Origin of the sequence: Pseudoalteromonas sp. T1lg122 (assembly GCF_002964825.1) — a bacterium.
Lineage (GTDB): Bacteria > Pseudomonadota > Gammaproteobacteria > Enterobacterales > Alteromonadaceae > Pseudoalteromonas > Pseudoalteromonas gelatinilytica.
Window position 1 is genome coordinate 250,089 of record NZ_PQCG01000001.1, and the last position, 14,939, is coordinate 265,027.

Consider the following 14,939-nt stretch of genomic DNA (forward strand, 5'->3'; position numbering starts at 1 on the left):
TCTTGCAAAGTAACGCCTTGATATTAAGCACCTGTGAAACGCTGAATTCTGCATCTTGAGGTGGTTTGGGTATAGAAACAAAAAAGCCCTGCTAGTGCAGGGCTGAATCAACGTTAGGATTTATTATTGTATCCTTCCTTGGTCAGAGATTTAAAACTGATATTTGTACTCAATTGAGAACTCAGTGCCTTTCTCTTTAGAGCGAGTTAAGGTACCCGCTGACTCTATTTCAGATTTTGCGCCCAAGATATTCGTCACTTTAAACTTCAAGCTTGAGTTGAAATCAGGGAAATAGGTGTAGTTAAAGTCTAGAGAGTGGAAAGGTTGCTCCATCCAATCTTCTTGACCTTCAATGCCAGGAATTATAATTCGCTCACCAAATACGTTATAGATTAGCGTTGAAGCATGTTGCCCACTAGGTGCGTCATAGCCTAACTGCATGTTTACAACATATTTTGAGTGACCCGTCATGCGACGTGTTGTATTTGTAACCGCTGCAGAAACCCCTGTTTGTTCAACAATCGCCTGACGGTCCATGTTGATTTCTGAGTCACTTAAAGTCACGTTACCAGTCATGAATACGTCTTGCCAGAATCCACCTAAGAAAGCGAAATCTTTCAAGTATTCAAATTCAACACCCGCAACATAGCCATCTTCTGCATTAGCAATACGTACCAGAGGTGGACCATCTTGTGCAGGTGATTGAACAGACTCAATTGGGTCAACCATGTCTTTATAGAACACACCAACAGAGAAGTTCTCGCCCGTATCAAAATAGTTTTCCCAGCGGAAATCATAGTTTTTGATTTGGGTTGTACGGAGACCTGGCGTACCACCTACAGGGTATTCAGTAAGCGGATCGATGTAAGTTGCATCAGAAATCTCACGTAAATCTGGGCGAACAACAGTTTCACCATAGCTTAAGCGCCATTGCGTTTCGTCACTTTGTACATAAGTTAATGCAAGTGCGCTATAAACGTCATCTTCACGGAATGCGAGCTGATCTAACTCATCATAATCGATTGAAGATGCAAGGCCACCAGTGAATGGGTCAAGCGGAACAGATACTTGACGGAAATCTTCCCAACGTAAACCACCGGTAATACGCCATGTGTTATTGAAGAAGAAATCAGCTTCGAAGTAGTATGCATCCACTTTTTGCGCTGACTTATAGTCATCGCCTGATACCGTTGTGTCGTTTAAGATTGGCTGCGTTAGTGACGCGTTTGTAAGTACATCATCAGATAAAATGGTGTTTAACTCATTTCCGTTTAAGTCAACATCTGAGAATGCACGTGTATTGATATCAAAACGACGGTTAGTTGCTGAGCGCTCTTTAGAGATAAAGTCAGCACCTGATTTAAGCTCAACATCCACGCCATCTAGCATGATAGGCAACGTAAAGTTAAAACCGTAGTTCTCTACTTCATCATCCAAATCTTGGAAAGTGTAACGTGCAGCTGTTGTTGCATTCGTTAGTGCGCTTTCGTTAACTGTATCGTAAAACCCATCTTCGTTAGCATCAGTAACAATAAAACGCGTTTCCATATTACCTGGTGCGTAACGATTTGAGCGACCAATTGAATACTTCCAATCGAGGCCAGCATAATTTAACCATTCAAAGGTATGCATACCTTTTAATTGATTAACAATCAGTTCACGTTCTTCATAACGAACATCGTACGAGCGTACACGCTTGTTATCAGAGGTATTGTTGTTTTGGTCAATACCTAAACGGTCTGAAATTTTATCTTCAGTATCGCGTAAGATTAAAGCCGTGTAGTCAATTTTATGCGCTTTGTCATACTCAACACCAACCGTAACCATTCCTGATGTCTTAACCGTGTGCTCTGTACTTAGTACTTGGTCATAACCACGGATCATGGTTGTTGAGTTTTCACCAATCAAGAAACCTTGACCTTGATACTCATCTGAAACAACGTGCTTATTATCGTAGCTAAGCGACGATAAGAAACCGTAGCGCCATTTATCAGATTCAAAGCTGTTACCTAACGTGGCAGTGAACTTTGTATTTGGATCAACCTTTGCTGATTTTGGATCATAATCGCGATTTAACGACAGTGCTAAAGCACGGCTTTGCTCAGGTGTTAAATCATCAAGCGATTGACCACTTTGGTATACATCAAGGATAGGACGCGGAATTTCGCGTGTGCCATCGTCAACACCGTACCAGTCATCCGAACCACCGTTGTATTCAAGACCATCATCAAAGTTATTGGTGTTATAACCAAGCTGACCCGTCACATCAAATACAAACTGATCAGGAATTGATTTCAAGCGAATATCAACGTTACCACCACCAAAAGATGCTGGCATTGACGGTGAATATGATTTTTGTACTGATAAGCTTTCGATAATACCTGATGGAAATAAATCCAGTGGTAATACAGAACGCGTTGGATCTGGGCTTGGTACAGCAGAATTATTTAACTGTGTACTTGAATATCGTTCACCTAGACCACGTACATAAATAAACTTACCATCAACAAGTGTTAAACCTGTTACACGGCGTAGCGCTGCAGCAGCGTCACTATCACCACTACGTGAAATTTGCTCTGCACCCATAATATCAGCAACGAATGCTTGCTGTTTACGCTCTTCTAGAACAGCTGTTGCAGTGCCTTTTAAACGACTTGCACTTACAACAACTTCTTCAAGAACAGCTTCTTCGTCTGCTTCAGCTGCGTGTGCTGAGACACTCAATCCGCATAAGATAGCTGCGCTTAGTGCTGTTAAGCTGAACTGTTTTGAATATTGTTTCATGTTTACCTCTATCTGAAATAAGTTACAGAAAGTTGTTTAAAGGTGCTAAACACGTTGTTTAGCACCTCGCTTACTGTGTTATTCCAGACCTACTGTCCAACCTTCAGTCCAGTTGTTATCAGCAGATACTGCACCAATGTGCGTTGTTGTATCGAAGAAACCGTCGATTGCTTTAACGTCTGTCGCTGTTGTTGTATCGATAGTGAAGATACCATTTACAACTTGCGTTTGACCTGTAGCAACTAAGTTACCTAATGTGTTTGTCCACCAGTTTTCAACACTGAAATCTACACCACTTGGGTCTTTGAAGTTTTCAGAACATGCAATCACTGATGATTTAATCATTAAAGTACCATCTTGAGCATTCTTAACTGTTTCACTTTCACCTGAAGCAGCACCTTCAATCTCTAGACATTCGCCCATACCTTCAGGGCCGGTTACGATTGCGTTATAGATTTGCGCACCCGTACCTTCACGGAAGTACATACCTTCTGAGTCATCTTCACCATCAAAGGTATTACCGATGATTGTTAAGTTAGCAATTGTTGGGTTTGACTTAGGTGTTTTAGACGGTGAAGAACCATCGTTGTCTGCTTCAATACCACGGTTTGCGTCTGAGTTATCAGCTGCCTGCTTAACAAGAATGTGCTGCATTTTACCTTGGAAACCATTGTCCCAGTCGATGCTGTCATCTTGAATGCTTGTTAGTACTAAGTACTTCGCTTGAACATTACCACCGAAGAACTCAACACCGTCATCCGCATTTTGGTGTACTTGTACATACTCAACAGTTGTACCAGAACCAACACCACCGAACGTGATACCGTTTAATTCGTTATCTGGTGCGATTTCGTAACCACCATTCATCACACGAACATAACGCAGTGTACCTGAGTTATCCGTTGTATCAGTACCACCGAACACCGCACCTGACTCAACACCTTCAACTTGAAGTGCGCAATCACCTTCTGCTGGACACTTGTTTGATGGTGCGTTACCAAGAAGTACTAAACCACCCCATTGACCAGCGGCTGTAGTACCACCCATCACATCTTGGCTTGAAGTGAACGAGATTGGCTCATCTTTAGTACCGTTAGCATTAATTTTTGAACCACGGCTAATTACTAAGTAATCATCACCTGTACGGCCATATACTGTTACGCCTGGCTCGATTGTTAAAGTAGCTGAATCTGCATTATCTTCACCTACAAATACTGCGCCGCTTAATGCGTAGTAGTTACCCGCAGTAAGAGTTAAATCAGCGGTGATACGACCAGACACCTCACATGTTGTTGTGCTGCCATCAACTGGAGAAATTGACGTTGTACCTGATGGACAACCTGCTACTGCTGGTGGTGCAGTTACTTCACCGCCACCGTAACCAAATGCCCAACCTTCACGCCAGTCATCTGAATCATTCAGTGCACCAACAAAGTCAACTGTATCGAAGAACGCATCAACAGTATTCGCTACATCTTGGCCCGCGCCTAGTAATGGAGAACCTGCAATTGGTTGACCGTTTGCACCAAGCATTGGCTTATCATTGATTACGTTACCAGATTGTGCTGTAAACCACGTTTCAAGCTCTAGTAATGAATTGCCGCTACCATCAACTGGGTTTTTGAAGTTTTCGCCATTAGTACACGACATGAAAGTGTTTTGAATTAAGATAGTACCATCGTTAGCGTTATTAACTGTTTCGCTTACACCGTCTTCAGCACCTTCAATTTCTAAACACTCACCCATTTCGTCAGAACCAGTGATCACAGAGTTGTAAAGGTGTAAACCTGTACCTTCACGAAGGTAGATACCCTCAGCATCGTCTTCACCGTCGAAGTTGTTGCCGATGATTGTTAAGTTAGAGATGATTGGTAATGATTTTGGTTCTTTAGAAGGTGTGCTACCGTCGTTATCTGCTTCGATACCACGGTTTGCATCTGTTGAATCTGGATCTTGTTCAACGTAAACGAATTGCATTTTACCTTGGTAACCATTGTCCCAGTCGATGCTATCGTCGTCGATGCTTGTTAATACAACGTGCTTCAGATTTACCGCACCACCGAAGAATTCAACACCATCATCTGAGTTGTTGTGAACTTGTAAGTACTCAACCGTTGTACCAGAACCAACAGCACCAAATGTAATACCATTTAATTCATTATCTGGGGCAATTTCATAACCAGCATTTTTAACAACAACGTACTTTAAAGTACCCGAACTATCTGTATTGTCTGTACCGCCGAATACAGCACCAGATTCAACACCTTCAACTTGAAGAGCACAATCGCCTTCAGCAGGACACTTATTAGAGATACCGTTACCAAGAAGCACCATACCGCCCCATTGGCCTGCAGATGTTTCTTCACCAACTACGTCTTGCTTAGAAGTAAAGATGATCGGGTCGTTTTTAGTACCTGTAGCTTCAATTTTAGAGTCACGGCTAACAACTAGGTAATCAGAACCGCTGTTACCGAATACTACCGCACCCGCTTCAATTGTTAACGTTGCACTGTCTGCTTTATCGTTACCAACGAATACAGCACCATCAAGCGCCCAAAATGCGTCTGTTGATAATGTTGTATCTTCAGTGATTACGCCTGAAAGAACTTGTACTGTCACATCACGACCTAATGCAGCAGACACTTCGTTCGAAAGACTTTGGCTGTATACACCCGGTAACTCTTCAGTTGTTGGTGGTGTAGTTGGGTTAGTAGGTGTAGTTGGTTGCTCAACTGTTTCTTCTACGTTGATGTTGATATCACCACCGCCACAACCTGCTAGTGAGATTGCTGTAGCTACAAGACTAACCTTGAATAAGCCAGATAATTTCATTGTTCACTCCGTTAAGATAGATATTTAATTATTGTGTTAGCGCATAAACTCAAGTCACCGAAAAAGCACTGCAAAATAATGCTTTTGGGTCACTTGAGTTTTAAACTGCGACTACCTTACGGGAGCTGTATGACAAACTAGTTACACTTTAATAAACATAAAATGACAATATTAATTATTTAAAAAAGAGTAAGTTAGTTAATTTTAGGAACGGAAAAAAGCCGCCCGAAGGCAGCTTTGGTGTTGCGATTATAAATTAGTTCTTTTGTACGCTTACCTGTTGAATACGATTTAGAGTAAAGCGGTACGTAATGTTTCGGCGTGCACTTTTTCACGCTTCACATACTTGATCCATTGCTCAGCTAAACGCTGTGACTTTTTGTGTTTTTCCGCTTGCTCAAACGCTAAAATCGAGGCATCAAAATTTTGTAAATTGTACTGCGCCATACCTAAGGCAACATACACATTTGATTCAAACTCTAAGCCGCCTTTATCTAGGGCTTTACGTGCTGCATCCGCTGCTTCTTCATATTTTTCAAGGTTAATGCTTACCTCTGCAATACGTTGTTCGTACTGACCATGCGTAACTAAATCAGCGGCTTTTGCAAAGTAAGGAAGTGACTTTTCACCCTCTTTTGCTTGTACCATCGCTTCTGCAACAAAGGCATAGTTTTTCGCTGATTTTTCAGCGACACCGTCTTGCATTGCTTTACTCATCACGTTCGCCGCTTTAAAAGCCAGGCCGTTGTATAAATACACTTGTGATAATTGACGTAAATCTGATTTAGATTTCATGAAACCTTGTTGATATGCCGCTTCTAAAATCGCTAATTGCTTTTTCTCTGCGCCCGTTTCACCGTACATGCCACCTAACTGAACCCAGTACTCAGGCTTGTTGTAAAGCTTAACTAAACGCTCAAGTACCTCGACCACTTTGTCAGACTGGTTAAGTGAGTAGTACATAGCACGCTGTAAGATTAACCAGTTTTCTTTTGGCATTTCACCTTTGCTGTCGGCTTCTGCGATAGCAAGGTTAATGTTTTCAATGCCTTTTTGGTAATCTTTAAGCTGATAATATGCTTGTGACTTTAATACGTAATAAGCATCTGTTTTAGGCTTGTCGTTAATCACATCCCACTGCGCTAAATATTTGATTACCTTTTCGTAATCGCTATTAGCCATTGCAAGTTGCGCTAAGCTAAAGGTGGTGCTTACACGTAATGTTTCTGGGATCGCATCTTCGTTTACTACTTTTTCAAACGACGCAATTGCTTTATCTAAGTCGTTTTCGTTGTAGTAAATAAAACCGTAGAAATTATGCATCATGGCAATTTCATAGGAGTTCATGCTTGAAGAGCGCTCTTGAATACTATCAAGGGCTGCTAATCCTGCTTTTGCATCACCATCATCAGCTAGCTTTTGTGCTCGTGCTAATTGGCTATACACTTTTTCACGCAGTGCAGGTACGCGTTTGGTTTTTTGTTCTTCAGCGTAAGCTGTTGCCAGTGTAACACCTGGTAACATGCTAACAACGCTTGGAATTACCAGGCTGCTTGTGAAAGCAGCCGCGCAAATCACGGCAACTTTTAAAGGTTTCATAATCGCATTCCTCTTTTCTAACCGTTAATTTGGAAAGAAATTTTGTTCTGTACGCCCGCTACTTCAACAGCTTCACCGTTAACAACGCGCGGTTTATATTTAAATTTAAGTGCTGCATCCATCGCAGCGCGGTCAAACAGTGATTCTGGTTCAGCTTTCACTACTTTCGGGTCACGTACTGTGCCTTGTTTAGTTACTGTAAACTCAACTATCACATAGCCTTCGATACCACGCGATAAAGCTCGGCGCGGATAAACAGGCGCTACTTTTACAATCGGTAGGTATTCACCGTCACTTGATTCAAGGGCTAAACCACCGGCTAAGTTAACGTCGGCTTCAACACTGGCACCAAAGTCAAAGTTCGCATTGCTCGCGTTAGGATCACTGTTTTGCATTTGCGGTGATTCCATTGGCGGAGGTGGCTCTTTTGGCGTTGGTGGCTTTTGCGGTTTACGTTCTTTCTTTTGCACTGTCTCTTCTTTTTTCAGACGAACAAAATCAAGTACGTTTCCTTTTACGGGCTCAGACATGGCCCCTTCACCACCGGTGATCAGTGCCTGCATGCCTAAAAACAGCATGACAGTCACGATACCCGCGATGATTAATGCAACTATATAACGCATCGCTCACATTCCTTATGATGCTTCTTGCGCAGCAATCGACACATCAAATGCGCCTGCAGCACGCGATGCATCCATTACTTTGATAAGTACATCGGTTGTGGCTTTCTTATCAGCTTGAATAACCACGCTACCTTGTGGGTTTTCTGCTTTTAAGCGTTCGATATTTGCTTGTACTGCACGAATATCTACTTGGCGTTTGTTGATCCAAATTTCACCTTTGTCAGAAATAGCAACTAAGATGTTGGCACGTTCTTTTTTCACTGCCGTTGCCGCTTCAGGACGGTTTACATCAATACCGGCTTCTTTTACGAATGATGCTGTTACGATAAAGAAGATAAGCATGATGAAAACAACGTCTAGCATTGGCGTCATGTTGATTTCTTCTGCGTCGTCTTCTTGAAATAAGTTACCTAGTGGCGCTCTCATTGTTAGTCTCCTAGTGGGTGATGCTCACATCACCCTAAAATTCGTTTAGTGGTCTAAGACCATGTTGTCTTCAAGTAATTGCACTTCGCGTTTTGCACGACGTTGTAAGAACGTTGAGGCGAAAACCCCTGAAAGTGCACCCACCATACCGGCCATTGTTGGGATAGTGGCTTTAGACACCCCTGATGCCATCGAACGTGCACTGCCTGTGCCTGTGATTGCCATTACATCAAATACTTCGATCATGCCGGTTACGGTACCTAACAGACCTAAAAGTGGACATAACGCAACCATTACGTTGATTAGCGCAAGGTTATTATTTAGTTGCATGCCAGCGCGTGAAATCATCGCTTGGCGAATTTGCTCTGCGTTCCAGCTGTTACGCTCTGCTCTATTGCTCCAAGTGCTTTTTACGTCTTTCTTGTAGCGTTTAAAGCCACCAAAGAAATACATAAAACGCTCAAGTATCAATAACCACATCGCGAAGATGAGGACCCCGATGACCAAGAGAACTTGGCCACCTGTGTCGAGGAAATCACGTAGAGCATTGATTGCATCAATCAATAGCACCATGATTTATGCTCCTTTCTCGCTTCGCTCTGCGATGATACCTGCGCTTTGCTCTTGTAAAATCAACAGCATGTTTTTAGAGCGCGTGTTAAGAAGTGTGTATAAGAATACTGTTGGGATAGCCACAACCAGACCAAGTACCGTTGTTACAAGTGCCTGAGAAATACCACCCGCCATTAGTTTAGGGTCACCTGTACCGAACAAGGTAATTGCTTGGAAGGTGTTAATCATACCGGTTACCGTACCTAGTAGACCAAGTAGCGGTGCTACCACAGAGATAATCTTGATTAGCGTCAGGTTACGAGTAATTTTTGGCATTTCACGAATGATTGCTTCGCTTAATTTAAGCTCAAGCGTGTCGTACGCTACATCTGGGTACTGATCTTTCACTTTCATTACGCGACCAAGTGGGTTGTCATCACGTGCCACGGTGTCTTTAAGCTGACGACGGATTTTGCTACCCATAATCATCAGAGATACAAAACGCTCAAGTGCGATTAGTAAAGCGATTAAGCCAACACCTAAGATGATGTAACCTACTGTACCGCCTTGGTGAACTTGCTCTTCAGTATCTGGTGCTTGTACTAAAAGACCTAAAATTGAACCACCTGTAGGGTCAAGCGCGAACTGCACAACACCTGATTTTGTTTGTTGTAAGTCAGTCGCAGTTGCAGTGTAACGGCTGCTTGGCTGACGCGTAAGCTGGCTGATTGTGTTCGTAGCCGGTGTGTACTCTAGGTATTTACCATCTGCGATTAAGTTAAATGCACCAACACGCACCACTTCTTTTTGTGCTTTGCTGCCACCTTCAACGATAACATCTGTTGTAAAGCGAGATACTTTACCTTGCTCAGTCATTTCGCGTTGTAATTCAAACCATACTTTTTCGATATCATCGATTGAAGCAAGCTTTGACGTTGAACCCATTTTTTGTGCCAGCTCATCCATGAAGTTACTACGACCTGGAAGCTCAGCAGAAACAACTGACGTCATGAATTTGTTGCTTGAATCGCCCGCTACTTGTTGTAACACACCGAATAGCTCTTTAAGTGAACCCATGCGGTTTGAAAGCGTGTCTGTTAAGTTAGCAAGCTTTACTTCGTTCTCTTCAAACTGAGTTTCTAAACGCTCAGACTCGTTAAGCATTGCAGCTCGCTTTGCTTGCGTATCTTTAAGCATTTGTACTTGTTCGTTTTGACGTGCCACGAACTCTTGCTCACGTTGCTTATTCTCAACGCTTTGCTGTGCTTTACCTTGCTCTAATGTTTTTAGTAATGAGTCTAAATCCATTGGCTCAGCCGCTAGGCTGCTACCAGCAAAACCAAGGCCAGCTGCAAACACGGCCATTTTTGTCATTTTCGTTAATAATTTCATCTCAAACCTCTTATTCAGCAGCGTGGACTGGCAGTGTTAACATATCTGGGGCAAGTTGCTTACGTGCAATGCGTAAACCTTTGTTGATTTGGCTGATTGCAGAATCTGGTAATTCAACAAATGATTTTGTTTCTTTATCCCAGCTACCTGCTTTTTTGCCGTCGCGTGTTAAATAAATAAGTTCTAAACGACCGATGCGTAAGAAATCCACTTCGCGCTCTTGGCCATCTACATTAAGTAATGATGTGTACGCTTCGATAGTGCGACCGTAATCCACTTCTACTTGGTAAGCTTCAAGTAAGCGGCGGAATTTTTCACTAGAAGTGATGTCTGCGCGATCCATCATTTCTTTTAATGATGCAATACGCTTGCTACGTTCTTCAGTTAAGAAAGGCACGTCTAGTGCAACGAATTGCTCAAGACCTGTGATCATTCGCATCATTAACGGCGTAATTTGACGCTCGATAACCGATACCTGATCCATTGACTCGTTTAACGCGTCCATTTCAGCAATTTGGTTGTTTAATTGCTTAGTAAGTTGCGCGTTATAAACAGTTAAGCCGTCAATTTCTTTATTAAGGGCTTTGAATTGTTGTAAACGACCTTGCATTGAATCTGCAATCTTGTCGATTTTAGTTTGTGATTGCGCTGCAGATTTGTTTATCTCGCTGCTTTTATCAATTACTTTATCTAGATCGTTTGCATGTACTGCTGCAGATGCCGCTACAATACCTGCTAAAATCAGTGGTTTAACGCCTTTCATCGCATACACCTTTACTCGTTAAGTTAGCTTAATTTGCTAGTTGGGTTGTTTTATTGTGCGAAAGGATAACGATGAAAAATGACAAGCATGTTGCGCAAAAAATACAAAAATATGACAGCTGTAACAATTAGTTTATATTGCGCAAAGATAAGGCAAAAGTTGCAGGGTTTCAGGAACTAAATATGGGATGTTATTTGCTGATAAGTGCTTTGCCAGTCTTGATAATTAACCGGGATAGCAGCGTAGAGCCCTTTATTTTCAAGGACTAAAGACGGAAAACCTTGAATAGGTAAGCTTCTCGCTTGGTTTATTTCGGCCATGAGTAACGAATTTATTTTTTCACTTTCAATTTCGTGAATAAATGCGTTTTTTTCTAAGCCAATTTGCTCAGCAAGGCTTGCAAGGGTGCTGATGTCAGATGGATTTTGTGCATTTAAGTAGTAGGCTTTTTGAATGGCATAGAGCATCTCGTGCTCTTTATTGTACTGCCTTGCAACAAGCACTGCACGGCATGCTGGATAAGTAGAGCGGCGTGGTTGCGCGAAATGCCAAAACTCATGATTAAATGGCGTGCCAAGTTGCTGTTCAATACGCTGCCATGTTTGCTGTAAAAACTGCTGCATCTCTTTTGGCATAGGCTCATCTGAATCAGGCGCGAGGCCACCCACTTTATATTCAATAGCCAGTTTATCGCCAAGGGCTGCTTTTAGTTTTAACCAGGTTTCTCTGTAGCCCCAACACCAACTACACATTGGGTCGTATACATAAATTAGCTTTGCCATTTAGCTTATCTCAGTTAGATCAGAGACCACTACATTACGCCCTTTTGCTTTGGCTTTATAGAGGTTGTCGTCTGCTTGTTTAATCGCTTTACTAAATTGGCTGCCTCGTTCAAGGCTAGCAATGCCAATACTACAGGTAATAGTCACAGACTGCCCCACATCATAAGGGATCTGTTTTTCGGCGACATAACTACGCAGTTTTTCAGCCACGGCATGGGCAATGTTAAGCCCGCTTTTGGCAGCAAAATAATAAACTCTTCACCGCCATAACGGGCTTTTATATCTGTGCCACGTAATTTATCGTGCAGCATAGAGGTAAAGGCTATTAAAGCCTGATCGCCAAAATCATGACCATAACTGTCATTAAGTGATTTAAAGTTGTCTAAATCAATTAATAATACCGACATAGGTAAGTAGTTTGCCGCTTCAGCTTCAAGGCGCGGTTGAATATGCTCATAAATGTAACGACGATTGGCAAGGCCTGTTAGTGGGTCAGTCAATGCATCGCGTTTTTCTATTAAAGTGATGTCAGCAATTTTTTGATGGCTTTTTTGTCTAAAGTATTCACTAATTGCAGAGAATAAAATCACTAAACTAAATGATGCTAAAAAGCGCGAGGTTTCAACTTGCCCGTAATGTGCTTGGCCAAAATTAGGGCTAAAAAGCAGTGCAACTGCACTAGCGTACATAATACCAACCAACACACTGCCTACTTTTAACCCTAAGGTGACATAAGCCACAATGGGGTAAAACATAAGCCAATATAAAGCGGTGTTTTCTTTGCCGCCGGTGTACACCAAGGCCACACAGAGCAGCAAGATAATCGATAAAATAATGCAACTAATAGAGACCAACGCGCCGGTGCGAAAGTAATACACCATGCAAAGCACAATAGTGACATCGCTCACCACTAACATAATAGTGAGCGGCAAGGCGTAAATTTGATAGTTAGATAACACTAACGAAGTGATTAATACGATGGCAAAAAAAGCCATGGTAAATAAGGTGAAGGCACGGCGCTGTTTATCCGCCGTGTCGACACTGTTTAACGTTATGGCACTAAGCCAATTTTGATCCAAAATTGCAGTCTCTTAACAACTAAACTTTAAATTTAAGTACCAATTTTTCAAGCTCATAGAACTGGGCTTTTAATTTAGTGCACTCGCTCAAGGTGTTATTAAGATTACTTTGACCTTGAGTAGACAGCTCACTAATTGAGTGTATGTCACTGTCTAAGCTTTGAATTACTTGGTTTTGCTCAGTTGTGGCATTTGCAACACTGTGGTTCACCTCATCGATTGACTCAATAGCACGGGTAACCTCAGCCATTTTTTCGCCCGCTATATGAGCTTGTTCAACACTCTTTTCACTATCGCGAATACTGGTTGTCATTACCTCAACCGCAGACGCAGAGCCTTGTTGTAACTGAGAAATAGTGTCTTCGATTTCTTGTGTTGATTGCTGGGTACGGTGCGCAAGTTGACGTACTTCATCTGCTACAACCGCAAAGCCACGACCTGCTTCACCCGCACGGGCCGCCTCAATAGCTGCATTAAGGGCTAGTAAGTTAGTTTGCTCACTAACACCTTTGATCACTTCAAGTATTTGGCCGATGCTTACAGTGTGCGCATCTAAACTATTAATGGTTTTTTGTGCCTGCTCCATATTGCGAGACAAGGCATTAATTGCTGTTAAGTTATCAGCTAATGCAGATTGGCTTTGTAATGATTGGCTATTCGCACTCGTTGCTAACGTTGACGCATGACTTGCACTGTTTGAGATTTCTACCGCGCTCGATGTCAGCTCGTTAATAGCTGTGGCAACGTTATCTGTACGCTTTGTTTGATCAGCATACATGGCTAATGTGCCTTGAGTTTGGTTAACTAAACTCTCAACTAAACGCTCAAGCTCAACGGTGGTATTTTTAACTTGTTCAATTGATGTGTGAATTTTCTCGATGAACGCATTAAAGTAATGGCTTAGCTCGCCAAACTCATCATTATTTTCAACCTCAAGACGACGGGTTAAATCACCCTCTCCTTGCGCAATATCTTTAATTGCATCGTTTAAGCGCTGCATTGGGCGCATTAAATAACGAAGCAAAAATTGCATCATTAATACAATCGCGACAATACCCATTAGCATGTAAATAGCCGCCATGTTTCTAAATGAGGCAACCGATGAATAAGCAATTTCTTCGTTGATCACCACACCTAAATACCAATCAACGTTTTGAATTCCTTTGATTTTGGTGAATGACACTAATTTGTCTAAACCACCCACTTGTACTTCTACAAACTCAGATTGTAACGACAGGCTCTTGCCGAATAAATCACGCATGTTTTTGTCGTTAAATTTAGTTTCTGGGTGGCTTAAAATACGGCCTTCACTATCTAGTAAAAAGCCATAACCAAACCCTAGAAAGTCAATTTCGTTGACAATTTTAGTTATCGTTTTCATGTCAATGTCAGCACCTGCAACACCGCTAAACACACCGTTAGCTTGCATTGGCGCTACAGCCGAAATAGTCAGTTCATTGGTGGTTACATCAATATAAGGCGCTGTAAAGGCTGTGTTCGTTTTGTTTTCTACAAGTTTGTACCACGGGCGTGTTGTAGCATCGTAATCCGGTGGTAAAACAACCGATTGGTCATTCAATACAAAGGTGCCGTCAGTGATACCGATGTAGGTGTTTTTAAAACCACCGGCTTTGTCAGCAGTATTGAGCTGTGTGAGCGTAAGCTCTTTGCTATCACCAAGTTGATAGGTATCAGCAACAGACGAAACAATCGCTAATTTAGCATTTAACCAGTTAGCTATGTTTTGCGACACTGACTGAGAAATCTCTTGAAGAACAAGCGAAAGCTGCTCCTGCGTTTGGCTGCGCATAGAGATGAAGTTATTAATCGTGAATAAACCGAGCACTATCACTAAAACCAGTGATGCAGCCACAGTTACCTTGGTGGTAAATTTAAGAGTGCTTTGCATGACAAACCTGTTTGTTATTTTTTTCGTTGTTAGCCTCTTTATATTTAACAAATTTAAAGCTCTTTGTCTTATAAAATTAAGCTAAAACTAGAAAAACGTTCCTTTTATTAAAGTACGCTTTCTTTGAAAATCAATTACTTTGTTAACGGCAGCACATTCAACTTCTTAAGTCGCCTTTAATAAATAACAGCAAAAACA

At 42.0% G+C, this 14,939-nt stretch carries 10 protein-coding genes and 1 pseudogene; all 11 read right to left on the reverse strand.

Annotation, left to right across the window (positions count from 1 at the left end):
- Window positions 1-150: 150 nt before the first annotated feature.
- The 11 genes and pseudogenes from C2M33_RS01255 to C2M33_RS01305 all read right to left on the reverse strand — a co-directional run bounded on the left by C2M33_RS01255 (window position 151) and on the right by C2M33_RS01305 (window position 14,741).
- A complete protein-coding gene (locus C2M33_RS01255; protein ID WP_063707375.1) occupies window positions 151-2,784 on the reverse strand; it encodes a TonB-dependent receptor domain-containing protein in 2,634 nt (877 codons plus the stop codon).
- 78 nt (window positions 2,785-2,862) lie between these two features.
- Window positions 2,863-5,616, reverse strand: coding sequence for a hypothetical protein (locus C2M33_RS01260; RefSeq protein WP_105173472.1), 2,754 nt, complete (start codon window positions 5,614-5,616; stop codon window positions 2,863-2,865).
- 291 nt (window positions 5,617-5,907) lie between these two features.
- Complete coding sequence (locus tag C2M33_RS01265) at window positions 5,908-7,215, reverse strand: tetratricopeptide repeat protein (RefSeq protein WP_105173473.1); 1,308 nt, start codon at window positions 7,213-7,215, stop codon at window positions 5,908-5,910.
- A gap of 17 nt (window positions 7,216-7,232) precedes the next feature.
- Complete coding sequence (locus C2M33_RS01270) at window positions 7,233-7,838, reverse strand: energy transducer TonB (RefSeq protein ID WP_062568031.1); 606 nt, start codon at window positions 7,836-7,838, stop codon at window positions 7,233-7,235.
- A gap of 12 nt (window positions 7,839-7,850) precedes the next feature.
- Window positions 7,851-8,264: an ExbD/TolR family protein gene (locus C2M33_RS01275; RefSeq protein WP_063707380.1), complete on the reverse strand. Its 414-nt coding sequence runs from the start codon at window positions 8,262-8,264 to the stop codon at window positions 7,851-7,853.
- Window positions 8,265-8,309: 45 nt separating this feature from the next.
- A complete protein-coding gene (locus C2M33_RS01280; RefSeq protein WP_054552070.1) occupies window positions 8,310-8,837 on the reverse strand; it encodes a MotA/TolQ/ExbB proton channel family protein in 528 nt (175 codons plus the stop codon).
- 3 nt (window positions 8,838-8,840) lie between these two features.
- On the reverse strand, window positions 8,841-10,208 hold the full coding sequence (locus C2M33_RS01285; RefSeq protein WP_063707382.1) for a MotA/TolQ/ExbB proton channel family protein: 1,368 nt from the start codon (window positions 10,206-10,208) through the stop codon (window positions 8,841-8,843).
- Window positions 10,209-10,218: 10 nt separating this feature from the next.
- Window positions 10,219-10,971: a DUF3450 domain-containing protein gene (locus C2M33_RS01290; protein ID WP_054552068.1), complete on the reverse strand. Its 753-nt coding sequence runs from the start codon at window positions 10,969-10,971 to the stop codon at window positions 10,219-10,221.
- Window positions 10,972-11,147: 176 nt separating this feature from the next.
- The gene (locus C2M33_RS01295; protein ID WP_105173474.1) at window positions 11,148-11,753 is read right to left on the reverse strand and encodes a DsbA family protein; all 606 of its coding nucleotides are present in this window, start codon (window positions 11,751-11,753) and stop codon (window positions 11,148-11,150) included.
- Window positions 11,754-12,748: pseudogene (locus C2M33_RS01300) on the reverse strand (diguanylate cyclase).
- A 103-nt stretch (window positions 12,749-12,851) separates the two neighbouring features.
- A complete protein-coding gene (locus C2M33_RS01305) occupies window positions 12,852-14,741 on the reverse strand; it encodes a methyl-accepting chemotaxis protein (protein ID WP_105173475.1) in 1,890 nt (629 codons plus the stop codon).
- Window positions 14,742-14,939: the final 198 nt, after the last annotated feature.

Excerpts from the sequence above, each read along its gene's own strand:
- C2M33_RS01255 (WP_063707375.1), bottom strand. The coding sequence starts at position 2,784 with ATGAAACAATATTCAAAACAGTTCAGCTTAACAGCACTAAGCGCAGCT.
- C2M33_RS01290 (WP_054552068.1), bottom strand. The coding sequence starts at position 10,971 with ATGAAAGGCGTTAAACCACTGATTTTAGCAGGTATTGTAGCGGCATCT.
- C2M33_RS01275 (WP_063707380.1), bottom strand. The coding sequence starts at position 8,264 with ATGAGAGCGCCACTAGGTAACTTATTTCAAGAAGACGACGCAGAAGAA.
- C2M33_RS01280 (WP_054552070.1), bottom strand. The coding sequence starts at position 8,837 with ATGGTGCTATTGATTGATGCAATCAATGCTCTACGTGATTTCCTCGAC.
- C2M33_RS01265 (WP_105173473.1), bottom strand. The coding sequence starts at position 7,215 with ATGAAACCTTTAAAAGTTGCCGTGATTTGCGCGGCTGCTTTCACAAGC.
- C2M33_RS01295 (WP_105173474.1), bottom strand. The coding sequence starts at position 11,753 with ATGGCAAAGCTAATTTATGTATACGACCCAATGTGTAGTTGGTGTTGG.
- C2M33_RS01305 (WP_105173475.1), bottom strand. The coding sequence starts at position 14,741 with ATGCAAAGCACTCTTAAATTTACCACCAAGGTAACTGTGGCTGCATCA.
- C2M33_RS01285 (WP_063707382.1), bottom strand. The coding sequence starts at position 10,208 with ATGAAATTATTAACGAAAATGACAAAAATGGCCGTGTTTGCAGCTGGC.
- C2M33_RS01260 (WP_105173472.1), bottom strand. The coding sequence starts at position 5,616 with ATGAAATTATCTGGCTTATTCAAGGTTAGTCTTGTAGCTACAGCAATC.
- C2M33_RS01270 (WP_062568031.1), bottom strand. The coding sequence starts at position 7,838 with ATGCGTTATATAGTTGCATTAATCATCGCGGGTATCGTGACTGTCATG.